This window comes from Streptomyces sp. NPDC005761, assembly GCF_040630635.1.
Classification (GTDB): Bacteria; Actinomycetota; Actinomycetes; order Streptomycetales; family Streptomycetaceae; genus Streptomyces.
Window position 1 is genome coordinate 124,071 of the sequence record NZ_JBEXXX010000004.1, and the last position, 24,348, is coordinate 148,418.

20 protein-coding genes are annotated in these 24,348 nt (G+C 71.8%); 10 read left to right on the forward strand and 10 right to left on the reverse strand.

The genetic code is table 11. From position 1 onward, the window contains the following. Positions 1-102: 102 nt before the first annotated feature. The 4 genes from trpB (at position 103) to lgt (ending at position 4,164) form a co-directional block, all read left to right on the forward strand. On the forward strand, positions 103-1,389 hold the full coding sequence (gene trpB / locus ABZ434_RS05890; protein ID WP_359132409.1) for a tryptophan synthase subunit beta: 1,287 nt from the start codon (positions 103-105) through the stop codon (positions 1,387-1,389). Further along, complete coding sequence (gene trpA, locus ABZ434_RS05895) at positions 1,386-2,198, forward strand: tryptophan synthase subunit alpha (protein ID WP_359132410.1); 813 nt, start codon at positions 1,386-1,388, stop codon at positions 2,196-2,198. Before trpB ends, trpA begins: the two co-directional genes overlap by 4 nt. A gap of 76 nt (positions 2,199-2,274) precedes the next feature. Beyond that, positions 2,275-3,102: a thioredoxin domain-containing protein gene (locus ABZ434_RS05900; protein ID WP_359132411.1), complete on the forward strand. Its 828-nt coding sequence runs from the start codon at positions 2,275-2,277 to the stop codon at positions 3,100-3,102. Between the two features lie 99 nt (positions 3,103-3,201). Then, positions 3,202-4,164 (forward strand): prolipoprotein diacylglyceryl transferase, encoded by a 963-nt coding sequence (gene lgt / locus ABZ434_RS05905; RefSeq protein ID WP_359132412.1) that lies wholly within the window; start codon positions 3,202-3,204, stop codon positions 4,162-4,164. Positions 4,165-4,253: 89 nt separating this feature from the next. Here lgt and ABZ434_RS05910 read toward each other — a convergent pair whose 3' ends face one another. Genes ABZ434_RS05910 through ABZ434_RS05940 form a run of 7 tightly spaced genes read right to left on the reverse strand, consistent with a single transcriptional unit; the run spans position 4,254 to position 12,082 of the window. After that, complete coding sequence (locus tag ABZ434_RS05910) at positions 4,254-5,075, reverse strand: CoA ester lyase (protein WP_359132414.1); 822 nt, start codon at positions 5,073-5,075, stop codon at positions 4,254-4,256. Next, positions 5,072-6,271 carry a CoA transferase gene (locus ABZ434_RS05915; RefSeq protein ID WP_359132416.1) on the reverse strand — a complete coding sequence of 400 codons (1,200 nt, stop codon included), beginning with the start codon at positions 6,269-6,271 and terminating at the stop codon, positions 5,072-5,074. Before ABZ434_RS05915 ends, ABZ434_RS05910 begins: the two co-directional genes overlap by 4 nt. Continuing rightward, entirely contained in the window at positions 6,268-7,152 is an 885-nt protein-coding gene (gene rbsK, locus ABZ434_RS05920) for a ribokinase (RefSeq protein ID WP_359132417.1), read from the reverse strand. The genes ABZ434_RS05915 and rbsK overlap by 4 nt, the downstream gene beginning before the upstream one ends. Further along, complete coding sequence (locus tag ABZ434_RS05925) at positions 7,149-8,531, reverse strand: ADP-ribosylglycohydrolase family protein (protein WP_359132418.1); 1,383 nt, start codon at positions 8,529-8,531, stop codon at positions 7,149-7,151. The genes rbsK and ABZ434_RS05925 overlap by 4 nt, the downstream gene beginning before the upstream one ends. After that, positions 8,528-9,730, reverse strand: coding sequence for an ADP-ribosylglycohydrolase family protein (locus ABZ434_RS05930; protein ID WP_359132419.1), 1,203 nt, complete (start codon positions 9,728-9,730; stop codon positions 8,528-8,530). The genes ABZ434_RS05925 and ABZ434_RS05930 overlap by 4 nt, the downstream gene beginning before the upstream one ends. Then, positions 9,657-11,057, reverse strand: coding sequence for an ADP-ribosylglycohydrolase family protein (locus ABZ434_RS05935; protein WP_359132420.1), 1,401 nt, complete (start codon positions 11,055-11,057; stop codon positions 9,657-9,659). The genes ABZ434_RS05930 and ABZ434_RS05935 overlap by 74 nt, the downstream gene beginning before the upstream one ends. Beyond that, entirely contained in the window at positions 11,054-12,082 is a 1,029-nt protein-coding gene (locus ABZ434_RS05940; protein WP_359132582.1) for an ADP-ribosylglycohydrolase family protein, read from the reverse strand. The genes ABZ434_RS05935 and ABZ434_RS05940 overlap by 4 nt, the downstream gene beginning before the upstream one ends. Positions 12,083-12,472: 390 nt before the next feature. Between ABZ434_RS05940 and ABZ434_RS05945 the strand changes: the two genes are divergently transcribed. The 3 genes from ABZ434_RS05945 to ABZ434_RS05955 all read left to right on the forward strand — a co-directional run bounded on the left by ABZ434_RS05945 (position 12,473) and on the right by ABZ434_RS05955 (position 19,639). Beyond that, positions 12,473-13,207: a VIT1/CCC1 transporter family protein gene (locus tag ABZ434_RS05945; protein ID WP_359132421.1), complete on the forward strand. Its 735-nt coding sequence runs from the start codon at positions 12,473-12,475 to the stop codon at positions 13,205-13,207. 419 nt (positions 13,208-13,626) lie between these two features. Next, complete coding sequence (gltB, locus tag ABZ434_RS05950) at positions 13,627-18,186, forward strand: glutamate synthase large subunit (protein ID WP_359132422.1); 4,560 nt, start codon at positions 13,627-13,629, stop codon at positions 18,184-18,186. Next, complete coding sequence (locus tag ABZ434_RS05955) at positions 18,179-19,639, forward strand: glutamate synthase subunit beta (RefSeq protein WP_359132423.1); 1,461 nt, start codon at positions 18,179-18,181, stop codon at positions 19,637-19,639. The genes gltB and ABZ434_RS05955 overlap by 8 nt, the downstream gene beginning before the upstream one ends. 119 nt (positions 19,640-19,758) lie before the next feature. Here ABZ434_RS05955 and ABZ434_RS05960 read toward each other — a convergent pair whose 3' ends face one another. Further along, on the reverse strand, positions 19,759-20,994 hold the full coding sequence (locus ABZ434_RS05960) for an SLC13 family permease (RefSeq protein ID WP_359132424.1): 1,236 nt from the start codon (positions 20,992-20,994) through the stop codon (positions 19,759-19,761). 36 nt (positions 20,995-21,030) lie between these two features. Continuing rightward, positions 21,031-21,954 (reverse strand): rhomboid family intramembrane serine protease, encoded by a 924-nt coding sequence (locus tag ABZ434_RS05965; protein ID WP_359132425.1) that lies wholly within the window; start codon positions 21,952-21,954, stop codon positions 21,031-21,033. Between the two features lie 121 nt (positions 21,955-22,075). Between ABZ434_RS05965 and ABZ434_RS05970 the strand changes: the two genes are divergently transcribed. After that, complete coding sequence (locus ABZ434_RS05970; RefSeq protein WP_359132426.1) at positions 22,076-22,660, forward strand: HutD family protein; 585 nt, start codon at positions 22,076-22,078, stop codon at positions 22,658-22,660. On the opposite strand, the gene ABZ434_RS05975 is transcribed toward ABZ434_RS05970, so the two are convergent. After that, positions 22,639-22,926: a hypothetical protein gene (locus ABZ434_RS05975; RefSeq protein WP_359132427.1), complete on the reverse strand. Its 288-nt coding sequence runs from the start codon at positions 22,924-22,926 to the stop codon at positions 22,639-22,641. The two genes, ABZ434_RS05970 and ABZ434_RS05975, sit on opposite strands and share 22 nt — an antisense overlap. 167 nt (positions 22,927-23,093) lie before the next feature. Here ABZ434_RS05975 and ABZ434_RS05980 point away from each other — a divergent pair, with 167 nt between their 5' ends. Together ABZ434_RS05980 and ABZ434_RS05985 are read left to right on the forward strand one after the other, a co-directional pair. After that, on the forward strand, positions 23,094-23,600 hold the full coding sequence (locus tag ABZ434_RS05980; protein ID WP_359132429.1) for a pyridoxamine 5'-phosphate oxidase family protein: 507 nt from the start codon (positions 23,094-23,096) through the stop codon (positions 23,598-23,600). Positions 23,601-23,669: 69 nt separating this feature from the next. After that, positions 23,670-24,281: a TetR/AcrR family transcriptional regulator gene (locus ABZ434_RS05985; protein WP_359132431.1), complete on the forward strand. Its 612-nt coding sequence runs from the start codon at positions 23,670-23,672 to the stop codon at positions 24,279-24,281. Positions 24,282-24,348 lie beyond the last annotated feature (67 nt).

Sequence of the window (24,348 nt, forward strand, 5' to 3'; positions counted from 1 at the left end):
CGGATCCGCACGACCGCACCGCCCGGCCACGGCCGCGGCGGCGCTCCGCTCACGGCGCAATACGGTGAACCCACCCACTGCCATGCCGAGGAGCACGTCGAGATGTCGTCCGACTTCTTCATTCCGGACCCGGAGGGTCTGATCCCCAGCGCCGAGGGGTACTTCGGTGCGTACGGCGGAAAGTTCATCCCGGAGGCGCTCGTCGCCGCCGTGGACGAGGTCGCCGTCGAGTACGACAAGGCCAAGGCCGACCCGGCCTTCGCCGCCGAGCTCAACGAGCTGATGGTGAACTACACCGGCCGGCCCAGCGCCCTGACCGAGGTCCCGCGCTTCGCCGAGCACGCCGGCGGCGCGCGGATCTTCCTCAAGCGCGAGGACCTCAACCACACCGGTTCACACAAGATCAACAACGTGCTGGGCCAGGCGCTGCTCACCAGGCGCATGGGCAAGACCCGCGTGATCGCGGAGACCGGAGCCGGCCAGCACGGCGTCGCCACCGCGACCGCCTGCGCGCTCTTCGGCCTCGAATGCACCATCTACATGGGCGAGATCGACACCGAGCGGCAGGCGCTGAACGTGGCGCGCATGCGCATGCTCGGCGCCGAGGTCATCGCCGTGAAGTCCGGCTCCCGCACCCTCAAGGACGCCATCAACGAGGCGTTCCGCGACTGGGTCGCCAACGTGGACCGCACCCACTACCTCTTCGGTACGGTCGCGGGCCCGCACCCGTTCCCCGCGATGGTCCGTGACTTCCACCGGGTGATCGGTGTCGAGGCCAGGCGGCAGATCCTGGAGCGGGCCGGCCGGCTGCCGGACGCCGCGGTCGCCTGCGTCGGCGGCGGCTCCAACGCCATCGGGCTCTTCCACGCCCTCATCCCGGACGCCGGAGTCCGCCTCATCGGCTGCGAGCCCGCCGGGCACGGCGTGGAGACCGGCGAGCACGCGGCGACCCTGACCGAGGGCGAGCCCGGCATCCTGCACGGCTCGCGCAGTTACGTCCTCCAGGACGACGAGGGCCAGATCACCGAGCCGTACTCCATCTCGGCCGGTCTGGACTACCCGGGCATCGGCCCGGAGCACGCGTACCTGAAGGACGTCGGCCGGGGCGAGTACCGCGCGGTCACCGACGACGCGGCCATGCAGGCACTGCGCCTGCTCTCCCGCACCGAGGGGATCATCCCGGCCATCGAGAGCGCGCACGCACTGGCCGGCGCCCTGGAGGTCGGCAAGGAGCTCGGCAAGGACGGTCTGATCCTGGTCAACCTGTCCGGCCGCGGCGACAAGGACATGGACACGGCGGCGCGCTACTTCGGGCTGTACGAGACCGACGCGGCCGTCGAGGCCGACGCGGACAGCGAAGGCGCCGAGATCGAGGGGGACGTCAAGTGAGCGGCAACATCGAGCTGCTGAACACCACTCTCGCCGCCGCGCGGGCCGAGAACAGGGCCGCGCTGATCGCGTACCTGCCCGCCGGCTTCCCGACCGTGGACGGCGCGATCGAGGCCGTCAAGGCCGTCGCCGCAGGCGGCGCCGACGTCGTCGAGGTGGGGCTGCCCCACAGCGACCCCGTGCTGGACGGCCCCGTCATCCAGACGGCCGACGACATCGCGCTGCGCGGCGGTGTCCGCATCGCCGACGTGATGCGCACGGTCCGCGAGGCGCACGAGGCGACCGGCATCCCGATCCTCGTCATGACGTACTGGAACCCGATCGACCGGTACGGCGTCGAGCGTTTCACCGCGGAACTCGCCGAGGCGGGCGGCGCCGGGTGCATCCTGCCCGACCTGCCGGTCCAGGAGTCCGCGCTGTGGCGGGAGCACGCCGACAAGCACGGACTGGCGACCGTCTTCGTCGTCGCGCCCAGCAGCAAGGACGAGCGGCTCGCCACCATCACGGCGGCCGGCTCCGGCTTCGTGTACGCCGCCTCCCTGATGGGGGTCACCGGCACCCGTGTCTCGGTCGGCGAACAGGCCCAGGACCTGGTGCGGCGCACCCGCGCCACCACCGGCATCCCGGTCTGCGTCGGCCTCGGCGTCTCCAACGCCGATCAGGCCGCCGAGGTCGCGGGCTTCGCCGACGGCGTCATCGTCGGCTCGGCGTTCGTCAAGCGGATGCTGGACGCGCCGGACGAGGCGGCAGGCCTCGCGGCCGTCCGCTCGCTGGCGGCCGATCTTGCGGAAGGTGTTCGAAAGCGCTGACACCCTTCGTAACCCGAATGGGTGGACATGGGACCGGGGAGGCACGCGAGTGCCTCCCCGGTTCGTTGCTGCGGGTGTGAGCGAGAAGAACCAAGAGGGAAAAAGGGCCGCGCGAGACCGGCTGAACCAGCAGCGCGAGCTGGCACGGGCGCGCGAGCGCCGCCGCCGCACGCTGATCGTCTCCGCGGCCGTGGTGGGAATCCTGGGACTGGCTGCCGTCGTCGGCCTGATCGCGGCGAACACCGGCGGCAAGGGCGACAAGGACAAGGCGTCGGGGCCCGCCGTCGCGCCGTCCGGCGCCACCGGGAAGGACAGCCTCGCCATTCCCGTGGGAGCGGACGACGCCCCGTCCACGCTCACGGTCTGGGAGGACTTCCGCTGCCCGGTCTGCGCCCAGTTCGAGAACGCGTTCCGCGACACGATCCACCAGATGGAGCAGAGCGGGCAGCTCAAGGTGGAGTACCACTTCGCCACGCTGATCGACGGCAACATGGGCGGCAGCGGCTCCCTCAAGGCGGCCAATGCGGCGGCCTGCGCCCAGGACGCCGGCAAGTTCCCCGCGTACCACGACGTCCTGTACAGCAACCAGCCGCCGGAGTCCGACGACGCCTTCGGTGACAACAGCAAGCTGATCGACCTGTCCAAGAAGGTCGAAGGGCTCGACACGCCCGCGTTCCGCGGCTGTGTGGAGGACGGTGCGCACGACACCTGGGTGGAGAAGTCCAACACCGCGTTCGAGAACGGCGGCTTCCAGGGCACCCCGACGGCCCTCCTCAACGGCGAGTCGATCTTCCCGAAGAAGGGGGACGAGCCGATCACCGTGGCCAACCTGAAGAAGTGGGTCGCCGAGGCCAACAAGGGCAAGAAGCCGGGCACGGTCACGCCCACCCCATCCGCCTCCTGAGAGGCGGGCAGCCGGGCGGATCGACGGTCCGCTCGTTACCCAGACGTTGCCGGGCGGGTTGCCGTACGTCCCGCCCGGCAGGGTAGCGTCGACCGTGCCATGAATCTTGCCTACATTCCCAGCCCGTCGACCGGCGTGATCGATCTCGGACCGATCCCGCTCCGCGGCTACGCGTTCTGCATCATCATCGGTGTCTTCGTCGCCGTCTGGTTCGGCAACAAGCGCTGGGTCGCCCGAGGCGGCAGAGCCGGCACTGTTGCCGACATCGCCGTCTGGGCCGTGCCCTTCGGCCTCGTCGGCGGCAGGCTCTACCACGTCATCACCGACTACCAGCTGTACTTCAGCGACGGTGAGGACTGGGTCGACGCCTTCAAGATCTGGCAGGGCGGCCTCGGCATCTGGGGTGCGATCGCGCTCGGCGCGGTCGGTGCCTGGATCGGCTGCCGCCGTCGCGGGATCCCGCTGCCCGCCTGGGCCGACGCGCTCGCCCCCGGCATCGCCCTGGCCCAGGCCTGCGGCCGCTGGGGCAACTGGTTCAACCAGGAGCTGTACGGCAGGGCGACCGACGTGCCGTGGGCGCTGAAGATCAGCGAGGGCCCCAACCGGGTCGCCGGCACCTACCACCCGACGTTCCTGTACGAGTCGCTGTGGTGCGTCGGCGTGGCCCTCCTGGTGATCTGGGCGGACCGCCGCTTCAAGCTCGGACACGGACGGGCGTTCGCGCTGTACGTCGCCGCGTACTGTGCGGGCCGCGCCTGGATCGAGTACATGCGGGTCGACGAGGCCCACCACATCCTCGGACTGCGCCTGAACGTGTGGACCGCGCTGATCGTGTTCGTGCTGGCGGTGACGTACATCGTGATCTCGGCGAAGGTGCGGCCGGGGCGCGAGGAGATCGTCGAGCCGCAGGCGTCGGAGACGCCCGAGACCCCGGACACGGAGTCCGGCGAGGCCGAGAGCGGCGACTCGGAGTCCACTGACACGAAGCCGGTCGAGGCCGAGGCAGAGCCCGACGTGGACGCGCCGAAGACGAACGGCGAGGCGGAGACGGCCAAGGGCTGACGCCGACGCACATCCGACGACGAGGGGCCGCCGAACCATTCGGCGGCCCCTCGCCACGTGGTGCGCACACCCGCCGACGCCAGGTGTCCTCAATCGCCGGACGGGCTCGATTCCGCCAGGGCAAGCGTGCGGTGGGCCTGGGCCACCACCGCCGCGTCGACGAAGCGGCCGTCCGGCAGCGCCAGGGCGCCCGCCTCGATCCGGGATGCCTCGATGATCTCCTGCGCCGCCTCGACCTCCTGCGGCGTCGGCCGGAAGGCCCGCTCGATCACCGGGAGCTGCCGGGGATGGATCGCCGCCCGGCCGAGGAAGCCCAGCGCCCGCCCATGGGCACAGGACGCCCACAGCCCGTCCAGGTCCCGGACGTCCGGGAAGACCGACTGGGTGGGCGGGGCCAGCCCGGCCGCCCGGGCCGCGACCACCACGCGGCTGCGCGACCAGTCGAGCCCCGCGTCGTCCCGTACGCCCAGATCCGCCCGCAGGTCCGCCTCCCCGAGCGCGATGGAGCGCACCTGCGGATGGGCGGCGGCCACCGAGTACGCGTGCTCGATGCCGAGCGCCGACTCCAGCAGGGGACAGAGCGCGACCCCCGGGGCCAGTGCCGCGATGTGGTGCACGGACGCGGCATGGGTGATCTTCGGCAGCCGCAGCCCCGCGAGGCCCGGCAGCCCGGCCAGGGCCAGGACGTCCGCCTCGTCGTTGACCCGGACGTGGACCGGAGTCGCCGTGGGGGAAGCCGGATCGGAGAGAAGCTCGACGGCTGCCGACCGCGCGTACTCCTTACGGTCGGGGGCGACCGCGTCCTCCAGGTCGACGATCACCACGTCCGCCCCCGCGATACGCGCCTTGCGCACCACGTCGGGCCGGTCACCAGGGACGTACAGCCAGGTCAGTGGGGTCTCGGCGGTCACAGGACACGCTCCGCCCGCAGGGCCTCGATCTCCGCGCCGCTCAGACCGAGGCCGGTGAGGATGTCCTCGGTGTCGGCGCCGTGCGGCCGCCCCGCCCAGCGGATCGACCCCGGGGTCGCGGACAGCCGGAAGAGGACGTTCTGCATCCGCAGCGGGCCCAGCTCCGGGTCGTCGACCTCCGTGATGGAGTCCAGGGCCCGGTACTGCGGGTCCTCCATCACGTCACGGATGTCGTGGACGGGCGCGATGGCGGCCTCCGCCTTCTCGAAGGCCGAGAGGGCGTCGTCCCGGGTGTGCCGCGCGATCCAGTTGCCGACCGCCTCGTCGAGTTCGTCACTGTGCTCGGCCCGCGTGGTGCCGGCGGCGAACCAGGGCTCGTCGATCAGTTCCGCCCTCCCCACCAGGCGCATCACGCGCTCCGCGACGGACTGCGCGGAGGTGGAGACGGCCACCCACTGCCCGTCCGAGGTGCGGTAGGTGTTGCGCGGGGCGTTGTTGCGCGAACGGTTGCCGGTGCGCGGCTGGACGTACCCCAGCTGGTCGTACCAGAGCGGCTGCGGGCCGAGCACCGTCAGGATCGGCTCGATGATGGCCATGTCCACGACCTGGCCCAAGCCCGTGCGGTCCCGGCCGGCCAGCGCCGCCATCACGGCGAACGACGTGGCGAGCGCCGCGATCGAGTCGGCGAGACCGAACGGCGGCAGCGTCGGAGGCCCGTCCGGCTCCCCGGTGATCGCGGCGAACCCGCTCATCGCCTCCGCGAGCGTGCCGAAGCCGGGCCGGTGCGCGTACGGACCGAACTGGCCGAAGCCCGTCACCCGGACCAGCACCAGCCGCGGATTGACGGCGTGCAGCTCCGCGGGGCCGAGCCCCCACCGCTCCAGCGTGCCGGGCCGGAAGTTCTCGATGATCACATCGGTGCCGGCGGCCATGCGCAGCAACACATCCCGTCCGGCCGGGCAGGAGAGATCCAGCGTGAGGTTGCGCTTGTTGCGGCCGAGCAGCTTCCACCACAGCCCGACCCCGTCCTTCGTCGGACCGTGCCCCCGGGACGGATCGGGCTTGTCCGGGTGCTCGACCTTGATCACATCGGCGCCGAAGTCGCCCAGCACGGTGGCGCAGAGCGGTCCCGCGAAGAGGGTGGCGAGATCGACGACGCGCAGCCCGGTCAGGGGCGCCGCTCCCGGCGCGCTCATGCGGCGTCGATTTCGCTGCGGTACGGCATGGAGATCGAGGCGCCGGGCTTCTGCACGCAGAGCGCGGCGGCGGAAGCGGCCCAGGCGATGGCCTTCGGCACCGGCTGCCCCTCGCCGAGCGCCACGGCGAGCGTGCCGACGAAGGTGTCCCCGGCGCCCGTGGTGTCGACGGCGGTCACCTCGGGGGCGGGGAAGTGGACGGTCTGGCTGCCCCGTGCCGCGTACAGGCAGCCCTTCGAGCCGAGCGTGATGACGACGGCCGGCACCTGAGCGAGGAGGATCTCGGACGCCGCGTGCGGTTCGGCCTGCCCCGACAGTTCGGCCGCCTCGTACTCGTTGGCGATCAGCAGATCGACACAGTCGAGGAGTTCGGCGGGCAGTTCCTGTACAGGGGAGGGGGTGAGGACGGTCCGCACTCCCTGGGCATGACCGGCCCGGGCCCCCTCGATCACGGCGGACAGGGGCAGCTCCAGCTGGAGCAGCAGCAGATCGGCCTCGGCGATCGCGGCGATCTCGCCCGGGCCGAGCGCGGTGACGGTGCCGTTGGCGCCGGGGATGACGACGATCGCGTTGGAGCCCTTGCCGTCGACCACGATGTGCGCGGTGCCGCTGGGCCCTTCCGCGGTGTGCAGGAGATCGGTGTCGACACCCGAGTGCTCCAGGTTCTCCCGGATCCGGAGGCCGTACCCGTCGTCGCCCACCGCGCCGATCATCATCACGTCACCGCCCGCACGGGCGGCGGCGACGGCCTGGTTGGCGCCCTTGCCGCCGGGGACGGTGAGGAACTCCCGTCCGGTGACGGTCTCCCCGCGCTCCGGAGCCCGGTCGACATAGGCCACGAGATCCATATTGGTGCTGCCGAGCACCGCGACTTTGGTCATGGGCGGAGTTCCTCCTCGTGGGTGAGCCGATGGGTCAGGCCGGCGAGGGTGTCGAAGCCGACCGAGTCGAAACCGGGGACGGACGTGGCGAGCCGGTTCTTCAGCGGGGTGGTCCACCGGTCGGGCAGCGCGTCCGGCCGCCCGGCCAGCAGACCGGCGAGCGAACCGGCGGTCGCCCCGTTGGAGTCGGTGTCCCAGCCGCCGGACACCGCACGGCAGATCGAGCCGGTGAAGTCACCGTCGGCATGGGTGAGGGCGGCGGCGAGCAGAGCCGCGTTGGGCAGCACATGTACCCAGTGATACCTGCCGTACGCCGTGTGCAGCCGGTCGACGACCGTATCGAAACAGTCCTCCTCCCGGGCCGTCGCGATGCCCTCCCGCACGGCCTGTGCGAACCGCGAGCCCGGGGGCACCACGCGCAGGCCGGCGGCCAGACACCCGTGCACATCGGCCTCGCCGCCGGCCGCCTCGGCGAGCGCCGCCGCGGTGAACATCGCGCCGTACACCCCGTTTCCCGTGTGGGTGAGGACCGCGTCGCGGTGGGCCTGTCCGGCCGCCGTGGCGGGGTCGCCGGGATGGGTCCAGCCGTGGACGTCGGCACGGATCTGCGCCCCGATCCACTCCCGGAAGGGATTGCGGTGGCGGGCGGTGTCCGGTGGTTCCAGGCCGTCGAGCAGATTGCGGTACGCGATCCGCTCGGCGGTGAACGTCCGGCCCGCGGGAAGCTCCTCCAGCCAGAGCCGGGCCAGGTCGGCGGTGGTGAAGGAGCTGCCGTACCGCTGGAGCAACAGCACGGTGAGGAGCGGGTAGTTGAGATCGTCGTCCTCGGGCATCCCGTCGATGTTCTCGGCCAGCGAGGTGGGTTCGGACCGGCGGTTCCAGGGATAGGTGGCGGCCAGTGCCGGAGGCAGGCCGCGTGCGGTGAACCAGGTGTCCAACGGCCAGTTGCCGGTGGCATGGGCCAGGGCGCGGATGCCCTCCAGCGGCAGCTTCTCGACCGGTTTGCCGAGCAGGCAGCCGGCCGCGCGGCCCAGCCACGCCGCGTGCAGCCGCTCGCGGTCCACCGCGAACGGCTCCGAACGGGGGTGGGGCCAGTGCGGGCACGCGTCCCGGACCGCGTCGAGTGCGGTCGGTTCGTCGTCGGCCAGCGGCGACTCCAGCAGGGCGAGTTCGTCCAGCAGATGCCCGGCGACCGCGCGCAGCCCGGGAGGGGCGGGGAGCGCCGAGGCGCCCGCGCGGTCCGGGGCGGGCGAGCCGCCGGCCTCGTACCACCGGCGGGCGATGTCCCGGGCATCCCGGCCGTCCTCGGCCGCCTGCCGCAACTCGTGCCCGACCAGGTCCTCGGGCTGGACCCAGGTGACCCGCACCGTCGTGGTCACGGCCGGCCCGCCAGCGTGGAGAAGGCCGACTCGTGGGCGCGGCGGCGGGCCGTGTCGCGCGCGAACACCTCGCGGGCGACCTCGCTCAGGGTGCGGGCCGGGGCGTGCAGATCGAGCCGGCTGGCCTCGCCGACCGTCCGCACCCAGTCGGCGGGGATCGCCCGCTCGCCGTGGAGCGCGCCCGCGACGGCGCCGCTCATCGTGGCGATCGAATCGCAGTCCCGCCCGTAGTTGACCGAACCGAGGACCGTCTGCCGGAAGTCGCCGTCCCCGACCAGCAGCATCCCGAGCGCGACGGGGAGCTCCTCGATGGAATGCAGCCGGGACGGGCGGCGGGCGCCCAGGGAGGGGGCGCGGTAGTCGGGGCCGACCGTGTCGAAGGGGGCGACGGCCTCCCGGAGCGGGACGAGGGCCGACTCGAAGTCCCGGTGTCCGGCGGCCTTCTCGCAGACCGCCTCGATCGCGGCCCGGGTGCCGTCCTTGGCGAGCGACAGACAGGTCTCCACGACACTCGCGGGCGTCGCCCCCGGCACGCAGGCCGCGGCGACGGCGGCCGCGAAGACGCCGGCCGCCTCCCTTCCGTACGACGACTGATGGGCGCCCGCGACGTCCAGCGCCTCGGCGTACGCGGCCTGCGGGTGGGCCGCGTTCACCAGGCCGACCGGCGCCATGTACATCGCCGCCCCGCAGTTGACGATGTTCCCGGCGCCCGCCTCGCGGGGGTCGACATGTCCGTAGTGCAGCCGGGCCACGATCCACTTCTCGGCGAGGAAGATCCGCTGCAGCGGCAGCGCCTCCGCCTCCAGCTCCGGAATCCAGCGGGGGTTCGAGATCAGCTCCGGTACGAGGTGGTCGGCGACGGAGTACGCGTCGAGATGGCCGCGGACCCTGCCGTACACGCGCACCAGCGCATGGGTCATCAACGTGTCGTCGGTGACGTGCCCGTCGCCCTTGTGGTACGGCGCGATGGGGCGGGCGGTACGCCAGTCGTCGCCGTCCCACGGGCCGACGACGCCGGTGATCCGCCCGCCGTGGCGGGCCACGATCTGCTCCGGGGGGCGGCCCTCGACCGGGCCGCCGAGCGCGTCGCCGACGGCCGCGCCGACGAGCGCTCCCGCGATCCGTTCATCGAGGGTCGGCGCCGCGGGCGTCGTGGGGGGTGCGGACCTCGTGGGCGCCGTGGGCGCTGTGGATGTCATGTCCGAATTGTCCACCCGGGGGCACCGGTTCCGTGTCTGCCAGCAGCCCGGCGAGTTCGATCAGATCCGTGCCCGCGAACCGGGGCAGCGCACACCCCGCCAGGGTGCGGCACGCCTCGCGCCAGCCGTCCGGCACGGTCGTGATCGAGCCCAGCGCCCCGGTGAGCGCGCCGGCCAGGGCGGGGGCCGAGTCGGCGACCCGGGAGAGGCAGGCCGCCGACGGCACTGCCTGCGCGATGTCGCCACGGGCGGCGGTGGCCAGGGCGAGGGCGACGGGGACCGTCTCGGCCGCGGCGATCCCGTAGCTGTAGACGTGGTCGACGATCTGATGCTCCAGCACCGGCACGAGGGCGAACGCCCCGGCCCGCTCACCGGCGAAGTCGCGGGCGATCCGGACCGCGTGGGCGGCGTTGCGGGCGATCTCGGTGCCCTCGGGGAGCTGGGCGAGCGCGGCGTTCACCGCGGTGTCCACGTCCGCCCCGCCGAGCGCCTCGGCGATCGCGGCGGCCATCGCCCGTGCCCCGTGCACTCCGTCGCCGTCCTGCGTGTAGCGCGCGTCGAACTCCGCGAGGTCGGCCGCCGCCTCGGGATCGCCGGGGTGCACCACGGCCAGCACTGCGGCCCGCACGCAAGCCGCGTCGTCGAAGTAGTGCGGGTTGTCATGGCCGGTGGCGGGCGGGCGCAGCCCGGCGGCGAGATTGCCCAGCCCGGCCCGGACCGAGATCCGGGCCCGCAGCGGCAGCACGGCCGACTCGACCTCGGGCGCACGCGCGGCCGCGGCGGCGACCTCGGCGGCCAGCGCGTTCCAGGCGGCGTCCACGGCGGCCCGCATCCGCCGCCCCGGGGGCAGGCCCTGCAGAGCGCCCGCCGCGGAGGTGAGTACCGTCCCGGCGGCGAACGCCGCCCATTCGGCGTCGTCGGACGGGCCGAGCCGCAGGGGTTCGGGAGGCTGGTTGAGCGCGATGGGCACCGGCAGCGTGGTGGTCGCGTTCTGCTCGGCGAACGTGTCGAGCTCACGGGTCAGCCGACGGGTCCACTCCGGCATCCGGGCCGCCCGGTGCCGCGCGGCCGGCCATCCGGCGGCGTCCCCGGACGCGAGTCCGAGCAGCAGCCCCTCGATGCGGGCCCGGCGCGGTGTGCGCGGCCGGGCGGCTGCTGGACCGGCCTCGGCCCGCGCGGTCTCACCCGGCCGCTCGTCGCCGGGAGGTTCGAGCGCGTCGCCGGGACGCGCGGGGATGTCCCCGGCCGTGGTTCGGGAGGCGTCCCGGGCCGTGGTTCGGGAGGTGCCCCGGGCCGTGGTTCGGGAGGTGCCCCGGGCCGTGGTCATCGCCCCACCGCCGTTCCGGGGCCGGTGGCAGTGGGTGTGACGTCCACCGGTGCCTGCGGTCCGGGCGGCCCGTCCCGGTCCTCCGCCTCGTCCGGGGTGAGCAGCTCCGCGATGTCGAGGACGTGGTGGCCGCGCATCGACGGCAGGCAGCTGCCGCGGACCGGGCCGATCGCGTCCGCCCAGAGGGGCGGGATGGCGGACGCGCCGTGCAGCGCTCCGGCCAGGGCTCCGGCCACCGCGGCCGTCGTGTCGGCGTCGCGGCCCATGTTGACTGCGGTCAGTACGGCCGTACGGAAGTCGCCCCGCGCCGCCGCGAACGCGCCGAAGGCCAGGCCGACCGCCTCCGGGGCCAGGTCCGTCCACGGGTAGCCGCCGACGACGACGGCCGAGCGCACCGCCCGCTCCCTCGTGAGGCGGTCGGGATACGGACGCCGGGCGGCCGTCACCGCCCGGCGCAACGAGCGCGCCGTCCACGAGTCCATCGGTACGACGGAGAGCGCGGCGGCGATCACGGAGGTCACCCCGGCCCCCGTCATCGCAGCCGCCACTCCGGCCGCCACCGCCTGGCCGCCGTAGATGCCCTCGCCGTCATGGCTGACCCGGCCGTCCACCGCGACCAGCCGCGCAGCCTCCGCGGGCCGGCCCGCGGCGAAGACGCCGAAGGGTGCCGCCCGCATCGCCAGACCGTCGCTCCAGGCGTGCCGGTGCTGGGCGGAGATCGGGGCGGCCAGACCCCGGCGCAGGTTCTCCAGCGTGCCCCGCTCGCTGAAACCGGCACCGCGGAACGGGCCCTCGTCCAGATCGGCGATCCACAGGTGCCAGGCCCGCTCGACATGGGTGACGGTCAGCGCCGAACCGTGCCGGGCCAGCAACAGCCCGGAGAAGATCGCGTACTCCGTGTCGTCCGTGCCCGCCGGGTCGTCGCTCACGAAGCCCTCGATGCGGCCCCAGCGGCGGCGGATCTCGGAGGGCCGCATGTTCTCCGCGGGGGCGCCCAGCGCATCGCCCACCGCGAGGCCCAGCATGGCGCCCCTGGCCCGGTCGCCGAGGGTGCCCGGGGCCGTACCGGCGGCCGGGTCCGGAGCGTCGCGGACCGCCGCCCGCGCGCCGTTCGCCGGCGGCCCTGCCGGATTTTCTGCGGTCAGCTCCATCGCGTCGACCCTTCGCTCGTACCGAGCCAGTTCTCGTCCCTGTGGGATCTGTGCCACGCGGAGCCACGACAGAGGCCGATTATCACCACAAAAGGGCCACTCGGATGACGCCCTTCGGACAGCAAGGGAAGGCGTACCTACGTGATTACGGAGGGTGGTAAGTACGGCCTGCCTTGCTGGCGGGGGCCATTTTTCGTGCGTATTTTCGATGATGACAAGCGGGGGCGGAGCGATCGGAATCCGCTGCCGGAGAAGGGGAGAGCTGTGTCCATCATCGAGACCGACGCCGTACTGCACGAGGCGCACCGGGACAACCACACCCACCGTGACGTCAACGGCGGCTGGCTGCGTCCGGCGGTGTTCGGCGCGATGGACGGGCTCGTCTCGAACCTCGCCCTGATGACCGGCGTCGCGGGCGGTGCGGTCTCGCACCGCACGATCGTGATCACCGGCCTGGCCGGTCTGGCCGCGGGCGCCTTCTCGATGGCGGCCGGCGAATACACCTCCGTCGCCTCGCAGCGCGAACTCGTCGAGGCCGAGCTCGACGTCGAGCGGCGGGAGCTGCGCAAGCACCCCAAGGACGAGGAGCGGGAGCTCGCCGAGCTCTACGAATCGCGCGGCGTCGAGGCGGGGCTGGCCCGCGAGGTCGCCCGCCAGCTGTCGCGCGACCCCGAGCAGGCCCTGGAGATCCACGCCCGCGAGGAGCTGGGGATCGACCCGGGCGACCTGCCGTCCCCCCTCGTCGCCGCCGTGTCCTCGTTCGGCGCCTTCGCGCTGGGCGCGCTGCTGCCCGTACTGCCGTACCTGCTCGGCGCGGACGCGATGTGGCCCGCCGTGCTGCTCGCCCTGGCCGGGCTCTTCGGCTGCGGCGCGGTGGTGGCCCGGGTCACGGCCCGCAGCTGGTGGTTCAGCGGGCTGCGCCAGCTGGTGCTCGGCGGTGCGGCGGCCGCGATCACCTACGGCCTGGGCGCCCTGTTCGGTGTCGCCGTCGGGGGCTGAGCCCTCGGATCCGGTACGGTCCACGGCCACGCACACCCTCCGGTGTGCGTGGCCGTAACGTATGCGCCATCTGTGTGACGTACGTCCTGATCGCCGCCACTGGGCGGATCGGCTGTACGCGACGTAAAATGAGACTCTATGCAGGGCTACACATAAGTAGTCGTTACCCGGCGGTTTCGTTTCCTTTGCCGCCGGGCATGAGCCGTAGACACCGCAGGCAACGACGCCTGCTCTCTGCGGTCTCCCGGGCGCCGATCCTCCGACTGCGACCCCCTCCACCGCCCACGGCGGTGTCCGTATGTTGGAACGAGCTATCCGCTTTTTGAGAAGCGTCCCATCATGTAATCTGCACGAAATTTCGCAGAGGGCCAACGTCGTCCCTCGGCACTGCACATGCCACGACGACGACGGGAGAGCCGATGCGCACCGACGCCTGGTCGCCCATGGACGGTCGCCCCGCCCAGCAGGGGATGTACGACCCCCGCAACGAGCACGACGCCTGCGGTGTCGGGTTCGTAGCCACTCTGACCGGTGTGGCCGGCCACGAGCTGGTCGAGCAGGCGCTGACCGTACTGCGCAACCTCGAACACCGCGGAGCCACCGGATCCGAGCCCGACTCCGGTGACGGAGCCGGAATCCTGCTCCAGGTCCCGGACGCCTTCCTGCGCGAAGAGGTCACCTTCGAGCTCCCCGAGGCCGGCGCCTACGCCGTCGGCATCGCGTTCCTGCCCGCGGACGACTCCACCGAGGCCGTCCGCAACCTCGAGAAGATCGCCGCCGAAGAAGGCCTCAAGGTCCTCGGCTGGCGCGAGGTCCCGGTCACCCCCGACATCCTCGGCAACGGCGCACGCGCCACCATGCCCGAGTTCCGCCAGCTCTTCGTCGCGGACGGCGAGAGCACCGGCATCGCGCTGGACCGCAAGGCCTTCGTCCTGCGCAAGCGCGCCGAGCGTGAGACCGGGGTCTACTTCCCGTCGCTCTCCGCCCGCACGATCGTCTACAAGGGGATGCTCACCACCGGACAGCTGGAGCCGTTCTTCCCGGACCTCTCCGACCGCCGTTTCGCCACCACGGTCGCGCTGGTCCACTCCCGCTTCTCCACCAACACCTTCCCGAGCTGGCCGCTCGCACACCCGTACCGCTTCGTCGCGCACAACGGCGAGATCAACACGGTCAAGGGCAACCGCAACTGGATGAAGGCCCGCGAGTCCCAGCTCGCCTCCAGCCTCTTCGGTGAAGCGCAGCTCGACCGGATCTTCCCCGTCTGCACCCCGGACGCCTCCGACTCGGCCTCCTTCGACGAGGTCCTGGAGCTGCTCCACCTCGGCGGCCGCTCGCTGCCGCACTCGGTCCTGATGATGGTCCCCGAGGCGTGGGAGAACCACGACTCCATGGACCCGGCCCGGCGCGCCTTCTACCAGTACCACTCCACGATGATGGAGCCCTGGGACGGCCCGGCCTGCGTCACCTTCACCGACGGCACCCAGGTCGGCGCGGTCCTCGACCGCAACGGTCTGCGCCCCGGCCGCTACTGGGTCACCGACGACGGCCTCGTCGTCCTCTCCTCCGAGGTCGGCGTCCTGGACATCGACCCCGCCAAGGTCGTCCGCAAGGGCCGCCTCCAGCCCGGCAAGATGTTCCTCGTCGACACCGCCGAGCACCGCATCATCGAGGACGACGAGATCAAGGCGTCCCTCGCCGCCGAGCAGCCCTACCAGGAGTGGCTGGAGACCGGCGAGATCGAGCTCGAGGACCTCCCCGAGCGCGAGCACATCGTCCACACCCACGCCTCGGTCACCCGCCGCCAGCAGACCTTCGGCTACACCGAGGAAGAGCTCCGCGTCCTCCTCGCCCCGATGGCCCGCACCGCCGGCGAACCGCTGGGCTCCATGGGCACGGACTCGCCGATCGCCGCGCTCTCCGAGCGCCCCCGGCTGCTGTTCGACTACTTCACCCAGCTGTTCGCCCAGGTCACCAACCCGCCGCTGGACGCCATCCGCGAGGAGCTCGTCACCTCGCTGCGCTCCACGCTGGGCCCCCAGGGGAACATCCTGGAGCCGACCGCCGCCGCGTGCCGCGCGGTCACCCTGCCCTTCCCGGTGATCGACAACGACGAGCTGGCCAAGCTCATACACATCAACGCCGACGGCGACATGCCGGGCATGAAGGCCGCCACGCTCTCCGGCCTCTACCGGGTCGGCGGCGGCGGCGAGGCCCTCGCCGCCCGGATCGAGCAGATCACCACCGAGGTCGACGCCGCCATCGAGGACGGCGCCCGCCTGATCGTCCTGTCCGACCGGCACTCCGACGCCGAGCACGCGCCGATCCCGTCGCTGCTGCTCACCTCGGCCGTCCACCACCACCTCATCCGCACCAAGCAGCGCACCCAGGTGGGCCTGCTGGTCGAGGCCGGTGACGTCCGCGAGGTCCACCACGTCGCCCTGCTGATCGGCTACGGCGCCGCCGCGGTCAACCCGTACCTGGCCATGGAGTCCGTCGAGGACCTCGTCCGGGCCGGCACGTTCATCGAGGGCATCGACGCCGAACAGGCCATCCGCAACCTCATCTACGCGCTGGGCAAGGGCGTCCTGAAGGTCATGTCCAAGATGGGCATCTCCACCGTCGCCTCCTACCGCGGCGCCCAGGTCTTCGAGGCCGTCGGCCTCGACGAGGCCTTCGTCGAGCAGTACTTCAACGGCACCGCCACCAAGATCGGCGGCGCCGGACTCGACGTCGTCGCCAAGGAGGTCGCCGCCCGGCACGCCAAGGGCTACCCCGCCACCGGCATCTCCGCCTCGCACCGCGCGCTGGAGATCGGCGGCGAGTACCAGTGGCGCCGCGAGGGCGAGCCGCACCTGTTCGACCCGGAGACGGTCTTCCGCCTCCAGCACGCCACGCGCAACCGCCGGTACGACATCTTCAAGAAGTACACGGACCGGGTGAACGAGCAGTCCGAGCGCCTGATGACGCTCCGCGGGCTCTTCGGCTTCGCCTCGGACCGTGAGGCCATCGACATCGACGAGGTCGAGTCCGTGGCCGACATCGTCAAGCGCTTCTCCACCGGCGCCATGTCCTACGGCTCCATCTCCCGCGAGGCGCACGAGACCCTCGCCATCGCCATGAACCAGCTGGGCGGCAAGTCCAACACCGGTGAGGGCGGCGAGGACGCCGACCGGCTCTACGACCCGGCACGCCGCTCGTCCATCAAGCAGGTCGCCTCCGGCCGCTTCGGTGTCACCAGCGAGTACCTGGTCAACGCGGACGACATCCAGATCAAGATGGCGCAGGGTGCCAAGCCCGGCGAGGGCGGCCAGCTGCCCGGCCACAAGGTCTACCCGTGGGTCGCCAAGACCCGGCACTCCACCCCGGGTGTCGGTCTCATCTCCCCGCCGCCGCACCACGACATCTACTCCATCGAGGACCTGGCTCAGCTGATCCACGACCTCAAGAACGCCAACCCGGCGGCCCGCATCCACGTGAAGCTGGTCTCCGAGGTCGGCGTGGGCACGGTCGCCGCCGGTGTCTCCAAGGCGCACGCGGACGTCGTCCTCATCTCCGGCCACGACGGCGGAACGGGCGCCTCCCCGCTCACCTCCCTCAAGCACGCGGGCGGCCCCTGGGAGCTCGGCCTCGCCGAGACCCAGCAGACCCTGCTGCTCAACGGCCTGCGCGACCGCATCGTCGTGCAGACCGACGGCCAGCTCAAGACCGGCCGCGACGTCGTCATCGCCGCACTGCTGGGCGCCGAGGAGTTCGGTTTCGCGACCGCGCCGCTCGTCGTCTCCGGCTGCGTCATGATGCGCGTCTGCCACCTCGACACCTGCCCGGTCGGCATCGCCACCCAGAACCCGGTCCTGCGTGACCGCTTCTCCGGCAAGGCCGAGTACATCGTCAACTTCTTCGAGTTCATCGCCCAGGAAGTCCGCGAGATCCTCGCCGAGCTCGGCTTCCGTACGATCGAAGAGGCCGTCGGCCACGCCGAGCTCCTGGACACCGACCGTGCGATCACGCACTGGAAGGCCCAGGGCCTCGACCTCGCTCCGCTGTTCTACGTCCCCGAGCTGCCCGACGGCGCCGTCCGTCACCAGATCGCCGAGCAGGACCACGGTCTGTCCAAGGCCCTCGACAACGAGCTCATCAAGCTCGCCGCCGACGCCCTGAACGCCGACAGCGCCGAAGCCGCCCAGCCGGTCCGCGCGCAGATCGCGATCCGTAACATCAACCGCACCGTCGGCACGATGCTCGGCCACGAGGTCACGAAGAAGTTCGGCGGTGCGGGCCTGCCCCAGGACACCATCGACATCACCTTCACGGGCTCCGCGGGCCAGTCCTTCGGCGCCTTCCTCCCCAACGGTGTGACGCTGCGACTGGAGGGCGACGCCAACGACTACGTCGGCAAGGGCCTCTCCGGCGGCCGCGTCGTCGTCCGCCCGGACCGCGGCGCCGACCACCTCGCCGAGTACTCCACCATCGCGGGCAACACCATCGCCTACGGCGCCACCGGCGGCGAACTGTTCCTGCGCGGCCGCACCGGTGAACGGTTCTGCGTCCGCAACTCCGGCGCCACGGTCGTCTCGGAAGGCGTGGGCGACCACGGCTGCGAGTACATGACCGGCGGACACGCCGTCGTCCTCGGCGAGACCGGACGCAACTTCGCCGCCGGCATGTCCGGCGGAGTCGCGTACGTCATCGACCTGAACCGCGACAACGTCAACGTCGGGAACCTCGGCGCGGTCGAGGAACTCTCCGACACCGACAAGCAGTGGCTGCACGACGTGGTGCGCCGCCACCAGGAGGAGACCGGATCCACGGTCGCCGAGAAGCTTCTCGGCGAGTGGGCCACCGCGGTGGCTCGCTTCAGCAAGATCATCCCGTCCACCTACAAGGCAGTGCTCGCCGCCAAGGACGCCGCTGAGCTCGCCGGTCTCTCCGAGCAGGAGACCACCGAGAAGATGATGGAGGCGGCGACCAATGGCTGACCCCAAGGGCTTCCTGACCACCGGCCGCGAGGTCGCCAAGACCCGCCCCGCCGGCGAGCGCGTCAAGGACTGGAACGAGGTCTACGTTCCGGGCTCGCTGCTCCCGATCATCAGCAAGCAGGCCGGCCGCTGCATGGACTGCGGCATCCCGTTCTGCCACAACGGCTGTCCGCTCGGAAACCTCATCCCCGAGTGGAACGACTACGCCTACCGCGAGGACTGGACCGCCGCGTCCGAGCGCCTGCACGCCACGAACAACTTCCCGGAGTTCACCGGGCGGCTCTGCCCGGCCCCGTGCGAGTCGGCGTGTGTGCTCGGCATCAACCAGCCGGCCGTCACCATCAAGAACGTCGAAGTCTCCATCATCGACCAGGCGTGGGACCGCGGCGACGTCACCCCGCAGCCGCCCGAGCGCCTCTCCGGCAAGACCGTGGCCGTCATCGGCTCCGGGCCGGCCGGACTCGCCGCCGCCCAGCAGCTGACCCGGGCCGGCCACACCGTCGCCGTCTACGAGCGCGCGGACCGCATCGGAGGACTCCTCCGGTACGGCATCCCCGAGTTCAAGATGGAGAAGGCGCACATCAACCGCCGCATCGAGCAGATGCGCGCCGAGGGCACCAAGTTCCGCACCGAGGTCGAGATCGGCAAGGACATCGACGCCGCGAAGCTGCGGCGCCGCTACGACGCCGTCGTCATCGCCGCCGGCGCCACCGTCTCCCGCGACCTGCCCGTCCCGGGCCGTGAGCTGAACGGCGTGCACTTCGCGATGGAGTACCTGCCGCTCGCCAACAAGGTGCAGGAGGGCGACCTGACGGTCTCCCCGATCACCGCCGAGGGCAAGCACGTCGTCGTCATCGGCGGCGGCGACACCGGCGCCGACTGCGTCGGCACCGCCCACCGCCAGGGCGCGGCCTCCGTCACCCAGCTGGAGATCATGCCCCGCCCGGGCGAGGACCGGAACGCCAACCAGCCCTGGCCGACCTTCCCCATGCTCTACAAGGTCACCTCCGCGCACGAGGAGGGCGGCGAGCGGGTCTACTCCGTCTCGACCACCCACTTCGAGGGCGACGAGGACGGCAGCGTCCAGGCGCTCCACTTGGTCGAGGTGGAGTTCAAGGACGGTAAGCTGGAGCAGAAGCCCGGCACCGAGCGGCAGATCCCCGCACAGCTGGTCACCCTCGCGATGGGCTTCACCGGCACGGACCAGGCCAACGGGCTGGTCCAGCAGTTCGGTCTGGAGCTCGACGCGCGGGGCAACGTCGCCCGTGACGACGACTACGCCACCAACGTCGACGGCGTGTTCGTCGCCGGAGACGCCGGCCGAGGCCAGTCCCTCATCGTGTGGGCCATCGCCGAGGGCCGCTCCGCGGCACGCGGCGTGGACCGCTTCCTGACCGGAGCCAGCGCACTGCCGGCCCCGATCCGCCCGACGGACCGTTCCCTGATGGTCTGATACGGCACACCAGACGTCCCGTACAACGGCGTACGGAACTGAACGCGGCGCCTGCCCGTCCCCGACCGGACGATTCGGCAGGCGCCGTGGCGCATCCCGGGCCAGGCCCGCGCTCCCTCTCAGGTGACCAGGGCCAAGGCGCAGGTGGCGGCGGACACCGCCGTCACCGACAGCACCAGCCCGGTCAGGACGAAACGCCCGACGCCGATCCGTGTCCCCTGCCACCGGCACCGCTCGAACCACAGCAGCGTCGCCAGCGAACCCCACGGCGTGACGACGGATCCCGCGTTGACCCCGATCAGCAGGGCGAGCAGCTGATGGTGGTTGTCCACCGGGATCACCGCCTCGCCCGCCACGTACGCCGGCAGGTTGTTGAGCACGTTCGACAGCCCCGCGCCCACCCCGGCCGACCGCAGCATCCCCAGGAAACCGTCGTCCGAGCCGAGTGCCCGCACCAGCAGCTCATGCAGCCCGTGCGCGTTGACCGTCTCCACGACCAGGAACATCCCGGGGACAAGTACCAGCAGCCGCCACGGAACCAGCGACACCCGCAGCTCCTCCCGGCGCCGCACCGCGTAGGCCGCCACCACGATCACCATCGCGACCAGCGACGCCGACCACAGCGGCACGTCCAGGAGCAGGATCGCCAGCAGGAAACCGCCGCAGGCCACCGAACAGATCCGCAGCAGCACCGGATCCCCCGGCACCGGCACGGCCGGCGGGGTGTAACGGTCGGCACCGCGCCGGCCGCGGCGCCAGTAGAACACCCACAGGCACAGGGCCGTCACCCCGATCGCCGCCAGCTGGGGCAGCCACATCACGGCGGCCAGACCGGCCGGGGACAGCGCCACCCGGTCCGCCGCCAGCAGATTGGTCAGGTTCGACACCGGCAGCAGCAGGCTCGCCGTGTTGGCCAGCCACACCGTCGTCATCGCCAACGGCAGCGCCGCGATGCCCACCCGGGTACCGAGTGCCAGCATCACCGGTGTCAGCAGGACCGCGGTGGTGTCCAGATTCAGAGTGATCGTCGTCAGCGAGGCGAACGCCACGCAGAGCCCGAAGAGCAGGGGATAGCGGCCCCGGCCCGCCCGCGCCACCCAGGCCGCCACCACATCGAAGACCTGAGCCCGGCCCGCCAGCTCCGCCAGCACGATCACCGTGGCCAGGAACACCAGCAGCGGCCCGACGCGCCGCATCTGCTCAGCCGCGGGATCAGCGGGCAGCAGCCCGGTTGCCACCGCCACCACCCCCAGCAGGAGCAGCGCGCCCGCCAGACGGTCCAGGGGATGGAGCCGCCGCACCAAGGAGACCGCACCGGAACGCACGGCCCCCGGCCCGGAGTGATCATTCCGCATGCGGGTCATCGTGTCAGACCGTGCGCCCCCAGCCGCTCAGCCCGTCAGCGCCGAGGTCTTGAGGACCACCAGCAGCACCAGTACGGCGAGCAGCACCACACACCCGGCCGCCTGGACCGCCGTACGCCGCTGCGCCGGGGCGTACGCGTAGACGACCGTGACGACCGCGCCGGTCAGCAGGCCGCCCAGATGCCCCTCCCACGAGGTGAAGGCCGCCGAGATCACCATCCAGATCAGGAATCCGGCGAGGAACCGGTTCACCGCCTGCATGTCCCGGCCCAGCCGCCGGTTGATGACGTAGAACGACGCGGCGAGACCGAAGACCGCTCCGGAGGCGCCCACCGCGGAGTCGAGCGGCGCGACCAGGTAGACCAGCACCGAACCACCCAGCGCGGACAGCAGATACAGCGCGAGATACCGGGCCCGCCCCAGCTGCTCCTCGACGATCCGGCCGAGGTTCCACAGCGCGTACATGTTGAAGACGATGTGCAGCACGCCGAACGGCAGCGAGCCGAAGGAGGACTCGGCCGGCGGCAAGTGCAGGAAGGCCCCGGTCAGCAGCCGGTACCACTCACCGTCCACCACCCCGATCACGTCGAGGCCGGGGAAGCCCCCGTCCACGTAGACGTACTGGCTGCCGTCCGGGCCGGTCAGACCGGCACCCGTCATCGCGAACCGGTCGACGATCCCGGGCCGGACCAGCTCACCCAGGTACACCAGGATGTTGAGGCCCATCAGCACACAGGTGACGAGCGGCACCGCACCGCGGGGCACCGCACCGCCGAAGACCGTCCGCGCCTGCCGTACCGAGCGCTGCCCCTCCTTCACGCACTCCACGCAGTGGTGGCCGACGGCTGCCTCGCGCATGCAGTCGGGGCAGATGAAGCGCTCGCAGCGGGTGCAGCTCACGTACGTCTCGTACGAGGGGTGGCGATAGCACGTGGTGACGGCGGCCTCCATGGCCGGCTCCTTCGTCGGTCTGCGGACACGAGGCCGGTGGGGGCGGCGGCGATCAAGATAGCGAACCCGGGGGACCGGTCTAGGCTCGGGGTTCCACATCACCGACGATCGGAGCCCCCTGATGACCGCCGAGGCGTTCCGGATCCTGCGCGCGGCCGGCCGCACGCCGGTGAGCTGGAAGAACGGCGGGGGCACCACCCGGGAGATCGCCGCGTCCCCCGGTACCACGACCGATGCCTTCGACTGGAGGGTCAGCCTGGCGGACGTGACCGCGGACGGGCCGTTCTCCGTGTTCCCGGGCGTCGACCGGACCCTGACGGTGGTGGAGGGGGCCGGGATGGACCTGATGGTGGGCGGCGAGCACCACATCGTCGACGAGCCGTACTGGCCGCACGACTTCCCGGGCGACGCGGTCACCGACGGCCGGCTCCTGGGGGGCCCGGTCGTCAACCTCAACGTGATGTACCGAAGGGGCCGGACCCGGGCGGAGACAGCGGTGGTGCGCGGCACCCTCCGGCTGATGGCTCCGGAGGGCGGGGCGGTGCTCGCCGTGGCGCTGGAGGACGGTGCCGTCATCGACGGCACGGACACCGGACTCGGCTGCTACGACGCGGTGTTGCTGCGGAGCAGGGCTTCGTGCGTGCTGCGGACGCAGGGGTACGCGGCACTGATCACCCTGTCGGGCTACGAGCCGGGTATCCAGTAGCGGTGTACCTGTGAGACCTTCGGGCGCTCACCCGCGGCGGGCAGCCCCTGCTTCTCGGCCACGGGCATCATCACCGCGCCGAACTTGTCCATGGCCTCCTCGGACTCCCAGAGGTCGTACACCTCGATGCCCCCGTCGGTGCTGACGCAGACGTGCGCGAGGCACCCAGCGAACGTGTCCCCGGGCATGGACTGGAGTTCCCCGTTGAGCTTCTCGTACTGGTCCGTCGTCATGCCCGGCAGCGACGCCTTCATGAAGATCGCCATCTGAACTCACCTCGGAGCGGGAGCGGGCCCTCCCCGCCGCCCGGACGGCGGCCTCTGCCCCTCCAGCACATCACGCCGGGGTCCCTGCGGCATCCGTCCGGGTGGTCCGCGACCGCGCTTGGAGAATCCGGACAGAGGATGTCGGGATTCCCGGGTTCGATGGAGTCATGACCTCAGCCACCTGGACCGACTTCCGTTCCGCCGAACCGGACTTCGCCGACACCGTGCGCCGGCGCTTCGAGCAGTACAAACACCACGTCCTGGCGACCCTCCGCAAGGACGGCTCCCCGCGGGTGACCGGCCTCGAAGTGGAATTCCGGCTCGGCGAGCCGCTCCTCGGCATGATGCCGAACTCGCGCAAGGCACTGGACCTGTTCCGCGATCCCCGTTTCGCGGTGCACGCCAACCCGGGCCCCGACGCCGAGATGGCCGACGGGGACGTACGGATCTCGGGACGCGCGGTGGAGGTGACGGACCCCGACCTGCTGGCCCGCTTCATCGCCGAGGTGAAGCCGCCCGAGCCCTTCCACCTCTTCCGGGTGGAGCTCACCGAGGTGGTACGCATCGGCCTCGAGGGAGGCGACACCCTGGTCATCCGGTCCTGGCGCCCCGGCCGGCCGCTGCGCACGATCCGCCGGGGCAACGACGACGGCCCGACGGCCGCAGCGCCCTGACGGCCCCGGTGCGGGGCCGCGGACGACCGGGGCGTCCGCGGCCGCTCCCGCCGGGCGGAGAATGGGCGGGTGCCTAACAAGAAGAAGCCCCAGGTGACCCCCGCGCCCGAGCGCCGCGGCGAACTGCTCGCCACGGCCGCCGAGGTGTTCGCCGCCCAGGGATACAACGCCACGACCGTCCGCAGGATCGCGGACGCGGCCGGCATGCTCGCGGGCAGCCTCTACTACCACTTCGATTCCAAGGAATCGATGCTCGACGAGATCCTCTCCAGCTTCCTGAACGAGCTCTGGGAGGGGTACGACGCGGTTCTCGAGGCCGGACTCGGCCCGAGGCAGACCATCGAGGCACTCGTCACCGAATCCTTCCGCGAGATCGACCGGCACCGAGCCGCCGTCGCCATCTACCAGAAGGAGGCCCGGCATCTGGCGGACCAGCCCCGGTTCCACTACCTCGCCGACTCGCAGGAGAAGTTCGAGAAGGCATGGCTCGGAACCTTGCAGCGCGGCGTCGCCGACCGCACCTTCCGGGACGATCTCGACATCCGCCTCACCTACCGGTTCGTCCGCGACACCGTCTGGGTCGCCGCTTCCTGGTACCGGCCGGGCGGACAGCACAGCCCGGAGGAGATCGCCCGCCAGTACCTCTCGATGGTCCTGGACGGCATCGCCCTGCGTCGCTGAGCCCGCCGGTGAACGGTGTTTCGCACGGCTTCGAATCGGCTCCGGGCCGGACGCCCCAAGGGGTCGC